Below are 16,568 nucleotides of genomic sequence, written 5' to 3' on the forward strand. Positions count from 1 at the left end.
GCAGATCGCCGGTCAGGCCCCGTCGCGGAGGAGGTCCGCGGCCTTCTCGCCGATGAGCATGGTGGGGGCGTGGGTGTTGCCGTGGGTCACCCGCGGCATCGCCGACGCGTCCACCACGCGGAGCCCGGCGACGCCGTGCACCCGCAGCTGCGCGTCGAGCACGCCCTCGGTCTCGGTGCCCATCCGTGCGGTGCAGCTGGGGTGGTAGGTGTGCTCGACGCCCCGGCGTACCGCCGCGGTGAGGTCCGCCCGGCCGCTGCCGTACGACGGCCCCGGGTGGATCTCGTGGTTCGCGAACCCGCGCAGGGCTTGGGCGTTCATCACCTCGCGGGCCCGCTCGATGCCGTCGAGCATCGACGTCATGTCGTCGGGGTGGGAGAAGTAGTCGTTGCGGATCCGCGGTGCCCGCTCGGGGTCGGCCGACGCCAGCCGGACCGTGCCCTCGGACTTCGCGCCCACCAGGGACAGCCCGATCGCGATCGCCTTGCCGTCGTACGTCGCGGCGCCGTGCTCCCAGAAGTAGACCGGCGCGCCGATCATCTGCATCGCCGGGGCGTCGTCCGCGACGCTGGTGCGGAAGAACGCGCCGGCCTCGCCGATGTTGGAGGTGAGCATCCCCTTGCGGCGCAGCAGGTAGCTGACGAGCTGTGCGGGCTTCTCGGCGGAGGCGAGGTTGTCGGGGTGGCTGCTGTCCCAGTTGACCAGGTACATCGGGTGGTCCATCAGGTGCGCGCCGACGTGCGGGTTGTCGACCACGGTGGTGATGCCGTGCTCGGCGAGGTGGTCGGCCGGGCCGATGCCGGACAGCATGAGCAGCTGCGGCGTGTTGTAGGCGCCGGCGCTGAGCACGACCTCGCGCCGGGCGCGGAAGGTGCGCGTCTCGCCGCCGACGCGTGCGACGACGCCGGTGGCGCGGCCGTTCTCGAGGACGACCCGGTGGACCAGCGCGTGGGGGGTGATGGTGAGGTTCGGGCGCTTGCGGTGCGGGGCGAGGTAGCCGTCCCAGACCGTCCAGCGCTGGCCGCGGCGGGTGAAGCGCTGGTAGAGGCCGGCGCCCTCCTGCTGCGCGCCGTTGAAGTCGTCGGTGCGGCCGATGCCGACCTCCGCCATCGCGTCGACGAGGCGGCGCGAGCCCTCGCGCGGGTCGGGGGCGTCCTCGACGTACTGGGGGCCGCGGGCGCCGTGGAACTCGCTCGCGCCCCGGCTGTTGGTCTCCATCCGGCGGAACAGGGGGAGCACCTCGTCGTACGACCAGCCGGTGGCGCCGGCCTTGGCCCAGCCGTCGTAGTCGGTGCGGTGGCCGCGGATGTAGATCATCGCGTTCATGCCGCTGGTGCCGCCGAGCATCTTGCCGCGCGGCTGGTAGATCCGGCGGCCGTCGAGGTGCGGCTCGGGCTCGGAGTCGTAGCCCCAGTCGAGCTTGGTCCGGAACTGCTTCGCGAACGCCGCCGGGATCTGCACGTTCATGCTCGGCCGGCTGCGGCCGCCGGCCTCGATCACCAGGACCGAGACGGACGGGTCCGCGCTGAGTCGTCCGGCGAGGACCGCGCCGCCGGAGCCGCTGCCCACCACGATGTAGTCGTACTCGCTCATGGCCTCAGCGTGGGCGCAGGTCGGTGGGAGGCGCTTGTGACCGACCCCACAATGCTCGGCGGCTTTTGTGGCATGCTCCAAGCCCCGGGTGCCGTCCGCCTCGTTGACTGCGTCGAGACGTCGGGGACACCAAAGAGGAGGGCCCATGGGGGTGCGCGAGAACGAGTCGCCCGCGGTGCGTGCGTGGCTCCAGCAGTTCGTCGAGGACGCGCTGCGCCCCGCCGAGGTCGACGAGTTCGTGCGCAGCGTCGACGAGGTGATCGTCGCCGCGATCCCCGAGATCGCGGGCGACCCCACCCTGGTCGAGGAGCTGCACGCCTCGACCCGCGCACACTGGCGCAACTTCCTCGTGGTCGGCCTCTCCGACGAGTACCGGCTCGCGCTGCCGCCCGCCGCGATCGCGCTCAGCCTCTCGATCGCGCGCCGGCACCTGGACATCAGCGTCCTGCTCAAGGTCTACCGGGTGGCCAACAAGAGCACCTTCCGCTACCTGACCGAGCACACCCACGCCGACCTGCTTCCGACCGGGCTCCCGCGGGACGAGGCGCTGCTGACGCTGTGGCAGCGCGCCGAGCAGTGGATCGACGAGTCGATCGAGTCGCTGATCCTGCACTTCACCCAGGAGCGCGCGGCGCTGACCGAGGGCGCGCAGGCCCGTCGTGGCGAGATCATCGAGTCGCTCATCGCCGGTGCCGAGCCGGGCACGATGACCGAGCGGGTCCTCGGGCACAAGCTGGGGCTGTGGCAGACCGCGTTCGTGCTGTCCGCGGCGCCGACCGCCCTCACCGACACGCCCTTCTACGACGTCGCCGTGCGCGTGTGCCACCTGCTCGGCCTGCCGGCGCCGCTGACGCTCCTCGCGGCCAGCCGCGAGCTGTGGGGCTGGGTGGCGACGGCGGAGCCGCCGGTGCTCGACACGGCCGAGGTCGGCGACCTGGTGGACTCCCTCGACCTCCACCTGGCCCTCGGTACGCCGTGCAGCGGGCCCGGAGCGTTCCGGACCAGCCACCTGCAGGCGGTCGCGGCGCAGCGGGTCGGCGTACGGGCGCCCGCGTCGTGCCACGCCTACGGCGACGTCGAGCTGGTCAGCCTGGTCGGCGACTCCGACCTCGCCCGCGACCTCGTGCGCCGCGAGCTCGGCCCGTCGCTGGGCGGCGCGCGCGGCCAGGACGCGCTGCGGGCCACGGCGCTGACCTACCTCCGGGTCGGGCAGAACGTCGACCTCGCCGCCCAGGCGCTCTTCGTCCACCCCAACACCGTGCGCTACCGGGTGGGCCGGGTCGAGGAGCAGCTCGGCCACCGCCTCGCCGACCGGGCGGCGGTGCTGGAGACGAGCCTGCGCTGGCTGGAGGTCTACGGCCCCGATGCGCTCGACTGAGGCTGCGGGTCCCAGGGTCAGCGCAGCCCGAGGTCGCGCAGTGCGAGCTGGGCGGCGCGGTAGCCGGCCATCCCGTGCGCACCCGGTCCCGGCGGTGCGGCCGCCGAGCAGAGGTAGACCCCGGCGGCGCCGGTCCGGTAGGGATTGCGGCCCGGGCGCGGGCCGAGCAGCAGCGCTCCGGGCGACTTGGCGCCGGTGAGGATGTCGCCGCCGACGTAGTTGGCGTTGGCCTCGGTGAACTGCGCGGGCCGGGTGACGTGGACGCCGACGATCCGCTCGCGCAGGCCGGGGGCGAAGCGCTCGACCTGGTCGATGATCGCCTCGGTGGCGTCGCCGTCGTAGCCGGCGGGGACGTGGGCGTAGGTGTAGACGGGGTGGACGTCGCCGCGCGAGCGCGTGGGGTCGGCGAGGTACTGCTGGCCGAGGAGGACGAACGGGCGCTCGGGCATCCGCCCGGAGGCGACCGCCTTCTCGTTGGCGATGATCTCGGCGGGGCCGCCGCCGAGGTGCACGGTGCCGGCCCGGCCGACGTCGGGGTCGCGCCAGGGGACGCCGCCGTGGACGGCGAGGTCGACCTTGTAGGCGCCGGGTCCGTAGCGGTAGCGGCGGTAGGAGCGGCGGGTGGCGGCGGGGATCCGGTCGGCGTAGAGACCGAGCGCGGCCTGCGGGTTGAGGTTGAGCAGGACGGCGTCCGCGCGGGGCAGCTGGGAGACCGAGGTGACCGGGACACCGGTCTCGATCTTGCCGCCGAGCTCGACGAGGGCCGCCGCCATCGCGTCGGTGAGCGCCTGGGTGCCGCCCACCACGACGGGCCAGCCGTCGTGGTGGCCGGCGGTCAGGATGCCCATGCCGATCGCGGACGAGACCACCTCGGTCAGCGGCCGCATGGCGTGGGCGGTGGTGCCGAGCAGCAGCGCGCGGGCGCGCTCGGTGCGCAGGAACCGGGCCAGCAGCGCGGCCGGCAGCACGGTCGGGGCGCCGAAGCGGCCCATCAGCAGGGGATGGCGGGGCACGTGGACGACGGGGCCGAGGATGTCGCCGGCATAGTTCGGGTAGCGCTTCGAGGGGCCGTCGAACAGCATCCTCCAGCGCCGCCCGTCGGCGCCGAGGCCGGCGGCCGTCTCGGCCACGGAGCGGTGCAGGAGCGCGGCCGGGCCGTCGTCGAGGGGGTGCGCGGCGTCGATCTCGGGCCAGGCCCACTGCAGGCCGTGGGCGTCGAGGCCTGCCAGCACGGGCGACTGCAGGGCCATCGGGTGGAAGGCGGCGCAGTGGTCGACGAGGATCCCCTCGCCGAAGGGCTGGACGGTGCGGGTGCCGCCGCCGATCTCGTCCTGGGCCTCGAGCACGGTCACGGCGACGCCGGCCCGGGCCAGGGTCAGGGCGGCGGCGAGGCCGTTGGGCCCGCTGCCGATCACGAGGGCGTCGGTCATGGGACGACCGTAGGGCGCGCGGGGGCGTCGTACCCATGTCCTGCGGGGCCGGACTTCGGCGGCGGGCTTTGGTCCCAGCGCACAACGGCCGCCTCAGGCCACGCCGACGAGGACCGCGCGGCCGAGCCAGTGGCAGGCGGTGAGGGCGAGCTCGATGGCCTGGCGGTCGGAGCTGATCGAGCGCCCGAGCGCCTTCTCGGCGGACGCGATCCGGTACTTCACGGAGTTCTTGTGCATGAGCATCGCCTCGGCGGTGGCGGTGTAGCTGCTGTCGTTCTGGAAGAACAGCAGCAGCGTGTGCCGCAGCCGCTCGTGCTGCTCGTCGTCGCGGGCCAGGTCGCCGAGGGTCTCCTGGACCCAGGTCCGGGCGGTGTCGAGGTCGTGGGCCAGCAGCGCGGCGATCTTGAGGCCGGGCTCGTCGAACCCCGTGACCGTACGACGGGCGTCGTCGCCGACCATCGCGACCTGCTGGGCGTCGAGCGCCTCGCGGTGGGTACGCCGGAAGCCCTCGACCCCGGACGAGGGCCGGCCGAGCGCGACCCGCGGCACCGGCGGTCCGCTGGAGCGGGTGAGGAGCGCGGCGATCTGGTCGAGGTCGGGCACGACGTCGTCGGCGACCGCGAACCACGCCCAGGCGGTGGCCCGGTCGTGGGGGATGATCAGCGGCGCGCGGGTCGAGCCGAGCTGCTCGGCGATCACGCCCGCGGCCCGGGTGAACCGGGCGAGCTGGTCCTGCTGGGTGCCGGCCTCGTGCACCCACAGCACGGCGCCGAGGTGGGGCACGCGGAGCCGGTAGCCGAGCACGGTCTCGGCGGCGTCGACGTCGGCGACGCGACCGGCGATGAGCTCCTGGACCCGGCCCACCCGGGCGTTGCTGCGCTCGGCCAGCCAGCGCTCGCGCTCGTCCTCGTAGACGGTGATGACGCGCTGCGAGATCCAGTCGATGTAGTCGAAGGTGACCGCGACGACCTCCTCGTACGCCGCGGCCCGCGCGGCCGGCTCGGCGTCCATCCGCTCGCACTCGGCGAACATCAGCTCCAGCAGGTGCTGCTGGCCGAGGCGGTAGGCGCGCACCAGCGCGCTCACCGCGACCCCGCGCTGAGCCAGGCGCCGCGCGTACTCGTAGGCGGCCGACGGCGGCTCGATCTTGTCGAGGGTGATGTCGTGGCGCAGCGAGTAGAGGATGTTCTCGATGTTGCCCTCGATGCTGGCGTAGAGCAGCTCGATGATCGCGGCGTCGCCGTCGAGCTCCTCGATCCGGGTCGAGAGCCGGTCGCGCAGGGCGCCGGTGAGATCGGGGAGGCGCTGCTGGAGCGCCGCGGCGACCGTCTCGACCAGGTCGCCGGGAGCCTCACCCATGGCCGCAGTGTGGCAGATCGAGCTCGCGCAGCAATCCCTTGACGAGCTTGCCGACGGAGTTCTTCGGCAGCTCGGCGAGCACCTCGACCCGGGCGGGCACCTTGTAGCGGGCCAGCGACGCCGCGCAGTGGGCGAGCAGCTCGTCGGCGCTCGCCGTCCGGCCGGGGCGGGTGGCGACGTACGCGACGGGGACCTCGCCGAGCACCGGGTCGGGCCGGCCCACGACGGCCGCCTCGAGGACCGCGGGATGGCCGTAGAGGCACTCCTCGATCTCCTTGGGGTAGATGTTCTCGCCGCCACGGATGATGAGGTCCTTGATCCGGTCGACGATGCGCAGGTAGCCGTCCTCGTCGACGATCCCGACGTCCCCGGTGTGCAGCCAGCCGTCGCGCACCGTCCGGGCCGTCTCCTCGGGCCTGCCGAGGTAGCCGCGCATCACGTTGGCGCCGCGGATCACCACCTCGCCGCGCTGGCCCGGCGGCAGCGGGTCGCCGGCCGCGGAGACGACGGCGACCTCCTGGCCGGGCAGCGCGATCCCGACGGTGCCGGGCTTGCGGACACCGTCGACCGGGTTGATCGTCGAGGCGACGCTGCCCTCGGAGAGTCCGTAGCCCTCGACGACCGGGATGCCGAAGCGCTCCTCGAAGCGGGTGATCAGCTCGGCCGGCATGGGCGCCGCGCCGCACACGGCGAAGCGCAGCGACGAGGTGTCGTGGGTCCACGCGGTGCGTGCGTCGAGGACGGCGTAGATCGTCGGCACCGCCGAGAAGTACGTCGGCCGGTGGGTCTCGACGAGCCCCCAGAAGGTGTCGGGCGAGAACCGTGGCGCCACCACGACGTCCCCGCCGGCCCGCAGCGGTGAGAGCACGCTGGCGATCAGGCCGTTGGCGTGGAACAGCGGCAGGACCAGCAGGCTCGTGTCGGCGGGGGAGAGCGCGAAGTGCTCGACGAGGGAGGCACTCATCGCGTCGAGGTTCGCGTGGTCGAGCAGCACGCCCTTGGGACGACCCGTCGTGCCGCTCGTGTAGATGACCAGCGCGAAGTCGCCCGGCTGGGCCACGGGACCGGCCGCGCCGTCGTCGGTGGCGGACGCGGTGGCGGGCGCGTGCACCGTCGCCGCGTCCACCCAGGCGATGCCGAGGGAGGCGGCCAGGTCCCGGGCCCGCTCGTCACCGACGAGGACGGCCGCGGCCGAGTCCTCGAGCTGGTAGCGGGCCTCGTCGTCGGTCAGCACCGGGTTGATCGGCGTGAGCGCGGAACCGCCGTACCAGGCGGCGAACTGGGTGGTGACGATCTCCGCGCAGTTCGGCAGCATCACCGCGACCAGGTCGCCCGGCGCCACGCCCAGGCCGGCGAACCGGTGGGCGAGGCGTCGTACGGCGTCGGCGAAGGCGGCGTTGTCGAGCGAGCGCTCCCCGTCGCGGAGGCAGGCCCCGGTGGGGTCCTGCGCGGCGCGGTCGAAGGGGATCCGGGCGAGCGCGCTCATGCCGTGACCTCGGGGGAGCCGAGCGCGGGGTGGTACTGCGGGTGGCGCCAGGTGACGTCGGTCGGGACCGGGCCGTCGGGCAGCCAGGGCTGGGCGTCCACGCAGTCGCGCACCCGCCAGGTGCCCCGCTCGACGACGCCGAGGGCGGCGTCCATGACGAAGTAGGCTTGGGTGGGCTTGTGGATCGGCTGCGACTCGACCCAGACCACCACGAACTCGCCGGGCTCGAAGCCGATCCGGCGCTGGATCGCGTTGATGAGCTGGTCGTCGTGCAGGTGGCCGTCGCCGAAGTTCCAGCCGATGACCGCGTTGCAGCAGAACTCCGCCTCGCGCAGCGAGTAGGTCTCGTACTCGTCGCCCAGGTAGTTCTGCAGCACCGAGAACAGGCCGCGGCCCTGGCTGTGCATCGAGCGCCAGCTCAGCGTCATCTGCATCGTCATCTCGGCGACGTCGGGGTCGTAGCCCATGCCGTCGACGAGCTGGTCGATCTGGTTCTTCGCGGGCTTCTTGAGCTGGTTGAGCTTGGCCTCGGCACCGGGCTTGAAGGCCCAGGTCGCGGACGCCCAGTTGCCGGCGTACTGCCGCATGGAGGGCAGGAACGAGACCAGGTCGGGGCGCAGGTTGCCGAGCACGGGGAAGAAGAACAGCGCGACGACGAGCACCGGCAGCAGCCACGGCTCGCTGAGGTCGGTGATCGCGTAGCCGTCGCCCGCGAAGTGGCCCGCGAACAGGAACACGGCGATGTAGGCGAAGAGGATGTTCCACTCCAGCGGCACCGCGAGCGGGAACGTCTGGGTGATGAAGAGGTGGAAGAGCACCATCGCGCCCACGGCGAGCAGGGTGAGCGGCCAGCTCGTGCTGAACAGCAGCACCAGCGGCACGACGAGCTCGGCGGTCGTGCCGAGCACGTGCGCCATGAACCACGCGACCTTTGACGGCTTCAGGTCGCCGGGCAGCGAGCGGTAGTGGGCGCGCTTGACCCACTTCGGCGTGAAGGGCGCGTTGGAGACCATCGGCGGGACGACGTTCTCGAAGTGCGGGTTCATCTTGGAGATCGCGGCACCGACCCAGACGATGACGATGATCAGCTTGGCCGCGACGATGAAGTCGGTGAACGTGAGGATCGAGCCCACGGCCGACGAGACCAGCAGGATCGGCAGGTACTGCTCCCCGCGGGCGGCGAGGAAGAGCGTCTTGTCGCGCAGGCCGCAGAGTACGAGCAGCACGGCCGGGACCAGCATCAGGACGGGGTCGACCATCGCGAACGGGATGCCGTCGATCGTCGCGGGGCCGGCGAAGGCGGCGTACAGCAGGCTGCCGAGGCAGGCGAGGTAGAGCAGGACGTCGAACGGCGTGCGGTTGTCACCGGACGTGAGCGGCACCTTGCCGGGCCACGGGGGGAGCCGGATGGTGTCCGGGCGGGCCCAGTAGCTGATGCCACCGGTCATCGGCTTGAAGTGCGCGGCCAGCGGGCCCCAGGTGCCGCCGATCCCGAAGAGCTCGAGGAAGACCGTCCACAGCACGAGCTTCTGGTAGATCACCGGCTGGTCCCACCACTGCCCGACGTCGAGGGGACCGCCGACGTCCGAGGTCAGCGTCGCGAGCGCGACACCGCCACCGATGTAGAGCACGAGCAGCTTCACGATGTAGATCGTGTGCACCATCTTGGGGGTGCCGAAGCCGTACTCGCTCCAGAAGGTGGCGAGCACGCGGATCCGCTCCTGGCGGGGGCGGGTCAGGAACTCCGCCGGCTCGACCGGCGGGACGTCGGGGGTGAGGAATGGCATCGGTCTGGCTCCTTCGTGGGGACGGGTCGCTCGGCGGCCCGCGATGAAGGTAGGTCCGCGGATGTGGCGGGGGTCACGGCCGCGACGACCGAAGATCGCGGCGTCCTTCGTCCGCCGCGGACAAGCGTTGCTACGTTCGCCGCCATGACGGCGAACGAACGGCGGGCGCCCTGGCGCGCCCCGGACGAGCTCGACGCCGGCCGGCGCGCCCTGTACGACGCGATCGTCGGCGGCGACCGGGGCCGGGACCCCGCGTTCGCCCTGACCGACGCGGACGGCCGCCTCGAAGGTCCCTTCGACGCGATGCTGCTCGCCCCGGAGAGCGGGGCCGCGGTCCAGGAGCTCGGGGCCGCGCTGCGCTACCGGACGTCGCTGAGCGGGCGGGAGCGGGAGATCGCGATCCTCGCCGTCGCCCACGCCCACCGCAGCGACTTCGAGGTCTGGGCGCACGAGCGGGTGGCCCGGCGCAGTGGGCTGAGCGAGGCCGAGCTCGCGGACCTCCGGGCGGGCCGGGCGGCCGGTACGTTCGGCGCCGAGGAGGCCCAGGTGCACGCCGTGGTCACGGCCCTCGTCGCCACCCGCGACCTCGACGACGCGACCTTCCGCGCGGGCGAGGCGGCCCTCGGGTCCGCGCGGCTCGCCGAGCTGGTCACGCTCGTCGGGTACTACGAGATGCTCGCGCTCAGCCTGCGCGTCTGGCGGGTCCCGCTGCCGGAGACGCCGGACGTCTAGCGTTGCTCCATGGCGACTCCCACCGTCCCCGTGCCCGCGCTGCGCGACCACGCCACCCGGCTCCGCGCCGCGGCCGGCCTCGACGAGGCGCCGATCGCGTCCGCCGCGGGCCTCTGGCTGCTGCTCGCCTCGGTCGCCGAGGTCGTCGAGCCGCCCGACCGCGCCGTGCTGGAGGACGTGCTCGGGGTGGGTGCCGCCGAGGCGACGGCGCTGGCGACCGCGCTGCTCGCCGACCCGCACCCGGCGGTCGGGGCGGCGCTCGGCGGGTGGCTCAAGCCCGGGCTGACGCTGGCGCGGGCGCTGCCCGGGCCGGTCGCGGTCGAGCCGCTGCCGGGCCAGGACGTGCTCGACGCCTGGGCCGCCGCGCACACCCGGGGCCTGATCGAGAGGTTCCCCGTCGAGGTGGACGAGCGCACGCTCCTGCTGCTCGCCTCGGCCCTGGTCACCGAGCCGCGCTGGCGCCGCCGGCTGGGCACGGACGCCGACGGCCTGCTCCTGCTCGACGGCGAGCTGCAGGCGATCGTGGCGACCGAGGCCGCCGGACCGGTCGCGGTGGCGAGCCCGCCGAGCGGCGACGACATCGACGTGCTGAGTGTGATCGCGGCGCCGGAGGTCCCGGCCGCCGACGTCTGGCAGGCCGTCGACGAGGTCGTCGCGCGCCACCTCGGCGGGACGCTCGCGCACGGCGACTGGCCGGCCGGTGCGCTCGCCGACGGGCACGCCTGGCGGGTCACCGAGGGCACCGAGCGGTTCGAGGCGTGGGGCGCGCCCGAGGACGGCGCCGAGGTGTGGACCGGGCGGCTCCCGGCCTGGAAGGCCGAGGCCGAGCACGACCTGACCGAGGCGCCCGGGGTGGCCGAGACCGGCCGGGGGCTGGGCGCGCTGCTGCCGCCCGAGGCGACCGCGCGCGGCATCGACCTGCAGTGCGTGCAGGCCGCCACCGCGTCGTACGACGCCGACGGGTTCCGGGCCGCGGCGGTCACGGCGATGTCGGTGCGCGCCGCCGGCATGCCGTCGTACGTCGAGCGCCGGGTGGCGCGGGTGACGGTCACCTACGACCGCCCCCACGCGCTCGTCGCGCTCGCCCGCGGCGGGGCCTGGGAGGGCGTCCCGCTCTTCCACGCGTGGGTCCGGCCGTGAGCGGGTGATCAGAGCCGCGCGCCACCTGCGCGCGACGCTCCCGCGCTGCGGGAGCAGGTGACCGGCACGGCCCCGCCGTGCCCTGTGATGTGCCTCACTCCGGCGCCGCCGGAGGTGCGCCGAGCCGTCTGCTCGGCCTCCCGGAAGGAATCTCACGATGGTCACCGCCCACGACAGCGCCCTGCCGCCGTCCGCCGCCCCTGGCGCTCCCGGAGCCCCGGAGCAGTGGACGCCGCGCCTGGTGTTCTCCCTCGTCTCGATCGTGCTCCTGCTGGAGATGCTCACGATCAGCTACCTGATGATCGCCATGGCGCTCCCGACGATCACCACGCACTACCAGACCAGCCAGGGCGCCTGGCTCCTCACGGCGTTCTTGCTGCTCGGGGCCGTCGCGGCGCCCCTGGTCGGCCGGCTGGCGGACCTGCACGGCAAGCGCCGGATGCTGCTCGTCTGCGTCGCCGGCTCGGCGCTCGGCTCGCTGCTCTCTGCGGTGGCGACGAGCTACGGCGTCCTCATCGCGGGCCGCGCCCTGTCCGGCCTGCTGGTCCCGTGCCTGTTCCTGAGCTACTCGCTCATCCGCGACGTCTTCCCGGCCCGTACGGTCGCGCTCGCGGTGAGCGTGGCCACCAGCGGCATGGGTCTCGTCGCGATCCCCGCGCCGTTCCTGACCGGTTGGCTCATCGACGACCACGGCTTCCGCAGCATCTTCTGGTTCTCGCTGATCGGCCTGGTCGTGCTCGGCGCGATGATCGCGGTGTCCACCGACGAGTCGCCGGTCCGCTCCCGGGCGCGCCTCGACCTGCTGGGCGCGGTCCTGCTGGGCGGCGGCATCGCCGGCATCCTGGTCGCGGTGAGCTTCGGTCCCACCTGGGGCTGGACCTCCGGCCGCACGCTCGGCTACCTCGTCGCGGGCGTCGTCCTCGTCGCGGCCTGGCTGCTCTCGGCACGCACCATCACCGAGCCGCTCATCGACATCGACGTGCTGCGCCGCCGCCCGGTCCTGCTGACCACCATCAGCGCCGGCTTCGTCTACGGCTCCAGCGCGCTGTTCACCATGCTGCTGCCGATGATCGCGATGACGCCGGCCGTGCTCGGCCTCGGCTACGGCTTCGGCCTCACCGCCGAGGGATTCGCCGTCTTCCAGGCGCCGATCGGCGCGATGGTCATGGTCGGCGGCCTCGTCGTGGGCCTGCTCGTCGGCCGCCGGATGCGCCCCCAGCCGCTGCTCGTCGCGGGACTGCTCATCATGGCCGCCGGCTTCGCGGCCGTCGGTGTCGCGCACGACGGCAAGGGCCTGCTCATCGTGCTGGCCGGTGTCTTCGGCTTCGGGCAGGGCCTCGGGTACGCCGCCATCCCGAACCTGCTCATCGCCGCGGTGCCGCCGCAGCTGCAGGCCTCGACGGCGAGCATCGTGGGCGTCTTCCAGAGCGCGTTCCCGGCCATCCTCCCGGTCGTGGTGTTCGCGGTCCTGAACAACTCCTACGTCGCGCCGCTGCCGCCCGAGATGACCGGGGGAGCGGTGCTCTACACGAACGACGGCTACCTCGTCGCGTTCTCGATCAGCGCCGGGGCCGCCGTCATCGGCGCGCTCGTCGCGGCCCTGCTGCCGCGCACGATCCGGCAGGTCGACGCGCCCGCCGCCGCGGACGCCGTGGTGCTCACGCACTGACGCGCAGAACCCTCAGGTGCCGTCACCCCGCGCCGATCGGAGCGGGGTGACGGCCGCGCGCCCGTACCCCAAGACCAAGATCCCCGCCCGGGGCACGCTGCACGCCCTGCAGCGGCTCACCGCCGGCTACACGCCGGCGCTGAACCGCCAGGTCGTGGCGGCGGGTGGCTTCGCGCGCTGGTTCGACCGCCAGCTCGCCGGTGCGTACGACGACCGCTGGGCCACCCAGACCGCCGCCTGGTGGCCCTCGATCGACGCCACCCGGCGCAGGTCTGGCAGCGCCACGAGTCCGGCGTCGAGGAGCTGTGGCGTGCGGACGCGAACTACCAGTGCTGGTCCCTGGTCCGCCGGTTCGGCTCGCAGCGCCAGGTGCTGGAGACGATGGCCGACTTCTGGGAGCACCACCTGCACGTGCCGGCCAGCGGCGAGGTCGGGCCGTTCCGGGCGTCGTACGGGCGCACCATCCGGGCCCGGGCGCTGGGCCGCTTCGCCGACCTGCTGCAGGCCGCGGTGACGCACCCGGCGATGGCGGTCTACCTGACCAACGCGAACTCCTCGAAGCGCGCGCCCAACGAGAACCTCGGCCGCGAGCTGCTGGAGCTGCACACCGTCGGCCGCGGCCAGTACGGTGAGGACGACGTCAAGGCGTCCGCCCGGATCCTCACCGGCTGGCGGATCGGCCTGTGGCGCGACTGGGCGGTCTCCTACGACCCCGCGCACCACTGGACCGGGCCGGTCACGGTGATGGGCTTCTCGCACGCCAACGCGGCGGCGGACGGGCGGCCGGTGGTGACGGCGTACCTGAATTACCTGGCCCGGCACCCCGCGACCGCGCGGCGGATCGCGGCCAAGATGGCCCGGCGGTTCGTCTCGGACAACCCGCCGGCGGCCCTGGTGAGCCGGCTGGCCGGTGTCTACCTCAAGAACGACACGGCGATCGTGCCCGTGCTGCGGGCGCTCGTGGCCTCGCCCGAGTTCGCGGCGGCGCGCAACGCCAAGGTGCGCACCCCGGCCGAGGACGTCGTCGCGACCTGGCGGGCGCTCGACGTACGGCTGACGGCGCGACCGCGCAACGGCGACGACGAGGTCGCCGCCAACGTGGTGCTCTGGCAGACCTCGTCGCTGGGGCTCACGCCGTTCGGCTGGCAGCGTCCCGACGGCCGTCCGGACGACGCCGCGGCGTGGTCGTCGACCTCGCGCTTCCTCGCCTCGGTCGACGTGCACTACTCGCTGTCGGGCGGGTGGTGGCCGAAGCGGGGGATGACCTACCGCACGCCCGCGTCGTGGCTGCCGGCCAAGAAGGTCCGCTTCGACCAGCTCGTCGACCACCTCGCCCGCAACCTGCACGGGCAGCGCGCGACGCCGCTGCTGCTGCGCGTGGCGTGCGAGGCGACCGGCTGCCGGCCGGCCGAGGCGATCACCCGCAAGCACCAGCTGGTGCGCTGGGAGATGCCCCGGCTGCTCACCGTCCTGCTCGACAGCCCGACCCACATGACGAGGTGAGCGCGATGACCACCAGCGACCAGGACGGGTGCGCCGAGTTCAGCCGGCTCTCCCGTCGCGGCCTGCTCCGGGGCACCCTCGCGGTGGGCGCCGGGCTCGGCGTCGCGAGCGCCTACGGCAGCGCGTTTGTGCAGACGTCGTACGCCGCCACGCGCTCCGCGCCCGCCGTGCTCGTCGTGCTCTCGCTGCGCGGCGCGGTCGACGGGATGAGCCTCGTGGTGCCCCACGGCGACCCGGTCTACTACGCGGCGCGGCCGCGGATCGCCGTCCCCGCGGCGACCCTGCTGGCCAAGGACGGCTTCTTCGGCCTGCACCCGAACCTCGCGCCCCTGCTGCCGATGTGGAACGCCGGCAAGATGGCCGCGGTCCACGCGACCGGGCTGCCCGCCCCGAACCGCTCGCACTTCGCGGCCATCGAGGAGGTCGAGGACGCCGATCCCGGCTCGGCCGCGCGGGTCGGCTGGCTCAACCGGCTGATCGGCCGCGACGCCGACACCCATCCGCTCCAGGCGATCCAGCTGGGGGAGTCCGTGCCGCCCGTGGCGCTGGCCGGCCCGCAGCCGTCCGTGGCGGTCGAGAGCATCGACGACATGCGGCTCGCCGGCGCCGACCGGTGGGACACCGCCGGACGCCGGCCGCGCTCGATGCGCACCATGTGGGCCGGGGCGCCCGGCCCGCTCGGGGTGGGCGCACGCTCGGCGATGCGCGCGATCGACGACTACGGCCCGGTCCGGGCGACGTCCGGCACGCCGGCGAACGGCGCGCGCTATCCCGGCGGCGACCTCGGCCGGGCACTGGCCGCGACCGCGCGGACGATCCGCGGCGACGTGGGCGCCGAGGTGATCACCGTCGACCACGGCTCGTGGGACCACCACGCCGACCTGGGCACGCTCGAGTGGGGCGACCTGCAGCGGATGACGACCGAGCTGGCCGCGGCCCTGGCGGCGTTCTTCACCGACCTCGGCCCGCTCGCGGACAAGGTGACGCTGGTGACGCTCTCGGAGTTCGGCCGCCGGACCAAGGAGAACGCGAACTACGGGCTCGACCACGGCTTCGGCACCGCGATGCTGCTGCTGGGCGCGGGCGTGCGCGGCGGCTACCACGGCACCTGGCCGGGGCTGACCAATGACGTCAACGCCGACCTGCTCGTCACCACCGACTACCGCAGCGTGCTCTCGGAGGTCGTCGTGAAGCGGATGGGTGCGTCGTCGGCCGCGGTGTTCCCCGGCTTCCGGCCCGAGCCGGTGGGGGCGCTGGCCTAGAGTCCCAGCGCGACCAGCACGACCGCGACCGCCGGGAACGCGAGCTGGGTGATCGCCGCGCGCGCCTTGTCGGGCGAGGACAGCAGCAGCACCAGTGCGGCCGCCACCATCGAGCCGGTCCCGGCCAGGACCAGCGTGGCGCCGACCGTCTCGTCGCCGGCCAGGTGCACGATCGCGCCCCCGCCCGCGAGCAGCGCGAGGAACAGGTTGTAGAAGCCCTGGTTGAAGGCCAGCTCCTTGGTCGCCTCGGCCTCCTCGGCGGAGATGCCGAAGGTGGCGCGGGTGCGCGGGCTGGTCCAGGTCAGCGACTCCATCACCCAGATGTAGACGTGCAGGAGGGCGGCGAGCCCTGCGAACACCAGACCCACAGCGGTCATGAGGCGTCTCCTCGGGGTGCTGGGCGGGCGAGGTAGTCCGCGAGGCCGGTCGCCGCGTGGCCGGTGAGCCGCGCGACGTGGTCGGTGACGCCGGCCAGCTCGCCGGCGGCGACGGCGGTGTAGGTCGAGACCCAGGCGGCGTACTGCCACGGCGGCGCCTCCCAGCGCAGCCGCGAGGCGTAGGCCTCCTCGACGGTCTCGTCGTGGAAGGTGACCGGACGCCGGGTGTGGGCGGCGATGACCGCGGCGATCTCGGTGAACGTCAGCGCCTCGGGCCCGGTCAGGTCGTAGGTCGCGCCGACGTGCTCGCCGGGCGCCAGCAGCACCGCGACCGCGCTCGCGGCGATGTCGTCGCGGGTGACCGCCGCCAGGCGTCCGTCGCCCGCCGGGCCGCGGAGCACGTCGTCCTCACCGACCATGTGCGGCAGGAAGTCGAGGTAGAGGTTGTCGCGCAGGAACGTGAACCTCATCCCCGAGGCGCGCAGGTGCTCCTCGGTGAACCAGTGGTCGCGCGCCAGCGTGAACGTCGCGTCGGGCGCGGCGCCGTAGAACGACGTGTAGACCACGTGCTCGACGCCGGCCCGCGCCGCCGCGTCGACGAACGCGCGGTGCTCGGCCAGGCGGTCGGCGGTCTCGGCGGCCGAGACCATGAGCAGCGTCCGCACGCCCTCCAGGGCGGCCACGGCGGCCGCCTGGTCGTCGTACGTGGTGCGGGCGAGGGTGGCGCCGCTCAGCTCCGGGGCCCGCGCGGGGTCGCGCACGAGCAGCCGCTGGGCGACGCCGCGCGCCGCGAGGGCCCGGGCGACGCGCCCCCCGAGCCCTCCCGTCGCGCCGGTGACCGCGAGGGTCACG

At 73.8% G+C, this 16,568-nt stretch carries 12 protein-coding genes and 1 pseudogene; 6 read left to right on the plus strand and 7 right to left on the minus strand.

Features of this window, described 5'->3' with window-relative positions; translation table 11 throughout:
• Nucleotides 1–12: 12 nt before the first annotated feature.
• Nucleotides 13–1,593 (minus strand): GMC family oxidoreductase, encoded by a 1,581-nt coding sequence (locus M0M48_RS04760; RefSeq protein WP_257750262.1) that lies wholly within the window; start codon nucleotides 1,591–1,593, stop codon nucleotides 13–15.
• Between the two features lie 145 nt (nucleotides 1,594–1,738).
• On the opposite strand from M0M48_RS04760, the gene M0M48_RS04765 reads away from it, so the two are divergent.
• Entirely contained in the window at nucleotides 1,739–2,971 is a 1,233-nt protein-coding gene (locus M0M48_RS04765) for a PucR family transcriptional regulator (protein ID WP_257750263.1), read from the plus strand.
• Between the two features lie 17 nt (nucleotides 2,972–2,988).
• Here the strand turns inward: M0M48_RS04765 and M0M48_RS04770 are convergent, their stop codons facing one another.
• From M0M48_RS04770 to M0M48_RS04785, 4 genes are all read right to left on the minus strand, one after another.
• Entirely contained in the window at nucleotides 2,989–4,401 is a 1,413-nt protein-coding gene (locus M0M48_RS04770; RefSeq protein ID WP_308220367.1) for a phytoene desaturase family protein, read from the minus strand.
• 93 nt (nucleotides 4,402–4,494) lie between these two features.
• Nucleotides 4,495–5,760, minus strand: a complete 1,266-nt coding sequence (locus M0M48_RS04775) for a PucR family transcriptional regulator (protein WP_257750264.1) — start codon at nucleotides 5,758–5,760, stop codon at nucleotides 4,495–4,497.
• Entirely contained in the window at nucleotides 5,753–7,246 is a 1,494-nt protein-coding gene (locus tag M0M48_RS04780) for a class I adenylate-forming enzyme family protein (protein ID WP_257750265.1), read from the minus strand. Before M0M48_RS04780 ends, M0M48_RS04775 begins: the two co-directional genes overlap by 8 nt.
• Nucleotides 7,243–9,033, minus strand: coding sequence for a DUF3556 domain-containing protein (locus M0M48_RS04785; protein WP_257750266.1), 1,791 nt, complete (start codon nucleotides 9,031–9,033; stop codon nucleotides 7,243–7,245). Before M0M48_RS04785 ends, M0M48_RS04780 begins: the two co-directional genes overlap by 4 nt.
• A 144-nt stretch (nucleotides 9,034–9,177) precedes the next feature.
• On the opposite strand from M0M48_RS04785, the gene M0M48_RS04790 reads away from it, so the two are divergent.
• The 5 genes and pseudogenes from M0M48_RS04790 (at nucleotide 9,178) to M0M48_RS04810 (ending at nucleotide 15,339) form a co-directional block, all read left to right on the plus strand.
• The gene (locus M0M48_RS04790) at nucleotides 9,178–9,765 is read left to right on the plus strand and encodes a carboxymuconolactone decarboxylase family protein (RefSeq protein WP_257750267.1); all 588 of its coding nucleotides are present in this window, start codon (nucleotides 9,178–9,180) and stop codon (nucleotides 9,763–9,765) included.
• Between the two features lie 9 nt (nucleotides 9,766–9,774).
• Nucleotides 9,775–10,905, plus strand: coding sequence for a hypothetical protein (locus M0M48_RS04795; protein ID WP_257750268.1), 1,131 nt, complete (start codon nucleotides 9,775–9,777; stop codon nucleotides 10,903–10,905).
• Between the two features lie 157 nt (nucleotides 10,906–11,062).
• Nucleotides 11,063–12,574, plus strand: coding sequence for an MFS transporter (locus M0M48_RS04800; protein ID WP_257750269.1), 1,512 nt, complete (start codon nucleotides 11,063–11,065; stop codon nucleotides 12,572–12,574).
• Between the two features lie 102 nt (nucleotides 12,575–12,676).
• Nucleotides 12,677–14,077 (plus strand): annotated as a pseudogene (locus tag M0M48_RS04805) (DUF1800 domain-containing protein); the annotation flags it as partial.
• Nucleotides 14,078–14,082: 5 nt separating this feature from the next.
• Complete coding sequence (locus M0M48_RS04810) at nucleotides 14,083–15,339, plus strand: DUF1501 domain-containing protein (RefSeq protein ID WP_215815423.1); 1,257 nt, start codon at nucleotides 14,083–14,085, stop codon at nucleotides 15,337–15,339.
• Here M0M48_RS04810 and M0M48_RS04815 read toward each other — a convergent pair.
• Together M0M48_RS04815 and M0M48_RS04820 are read right to left on the minus strand one after the other, a co-directional pair.
• Nucleotides 15,336–15,716 (minus strand): DUF1304 domain-containing protein, encoded by a 381-nt coding sequence (locus M0M48_RS04815; protein WP_215815422.1) that lies wholly within the window; start codon nucleotides 15,714–15,716, stop codon nucleotides 15,336–15,338. The genes M0M48_RS04810 and M0M48_RS04815 overlap by 4 nt on opposite strands.
• A complete protein-coding gene (locus tag M0M48_RS04820; protein ID WP_257750270.1) occupies nucleotides 15,713–16,567 on the minus strand; it encodes an SDR family oxidoreductase in 855 nt (284 codons plus the stop codon). Before M0M48_RS04820 ends, M0M48_RS04815 begins: the two co-directional genes overlap by 4 nt.
• Nucleotide 16,568: the final 1 nt, after the last annotated feature.

The organism is Pimelobacter simplex (assembly GCF_024662235.1).
Classification (GTDB): Bacteria; Actinomycetota; Actinomycetes; order Propionibacteriales; family Nocardioidaceae; genus Nocardioides.

Bases quoted from the DNA above. Each gene is read 5' to 3' on its own strand.
- M0M48_RS04760 (WP_257750262.1), bottom strand. From the start codon at position 1,593: ATGAGCGAGTACGACTACATCGTGGTGGGCAGCGGCTCCGGCGGCGCG.
- M0M48_RS04765 (WP_257750263.1), top strand. From the start codon at position 1,739: ATGGGGGTGCGCGAGAACGAGTCGCCCGCGGTGCGTGCGTGGCTCCAG.
- M0M48_RS04770 (WP_308220367.1), bottom strand. From the start codon at position 4,401: ATGACCGACGCCCTCGTGATCGGCAGCGGGCCCAACGGCCTCGCCGCC.
- M0M48_RS04775 (WP_257750264.1), bottom strand. From the start codon at position 5,760: ATGGGTGAGGCTCCCGGCGACCTGGTCGAGACGGTCGCCGCGGCGCTC.
- M0M48_RS04780 (WP_257750265.1), bottom strand. From the start codon at position 7,246: ATGAGCGCGCTCGCCCGGATCCCCTTCGACCGCGCCGCGCAGGACCCC.
- M0M48_RS04785 (WP_257750266.1), bottom strand. From the start codon at position 9,033: ATGCCATTCCTCACCCCCGACGTCCCGCCGGTCGAGCCGGCGGAGTTC.
- M0M48_RS04790 (WP_257750267.1), top strand. From the start codon at position 9,178: ATGACGGCGAACGAACGGCGGGCGCCCTGGCGCGCCCCGGACGAGCTC.
- M0M48_RS04795 (WP_257750268.1), top strand. From the start codon at position 9,775: ATGGCGACTCCCACCGTCCCCGTGCCCGCGCTGCGCGACCACGCCACC.
- M0M48_RS04800 (WP_257750269.1), top strand. From the start codon at position 11,063: ATGGTCACCGCCCACGACAGCGCCCTGCCGCCGTCCGCCGCCCCTGGC.
- M0M48_RS04810 (WP_215815423.1), top strand. From the start codon at position 14,083: ATGACCACCAGCGACCAGGACGGGTGCGCCGAGTTCAGCCGGCTCTCC.
- M0M48_RS04815 (WP_215815422.1), bottom strand. From the start codon at position 15,716: ATGACCGCTGTGGGTCTGGTGTTCGCAGGGCTCGCCGCCCTCCTGCAC.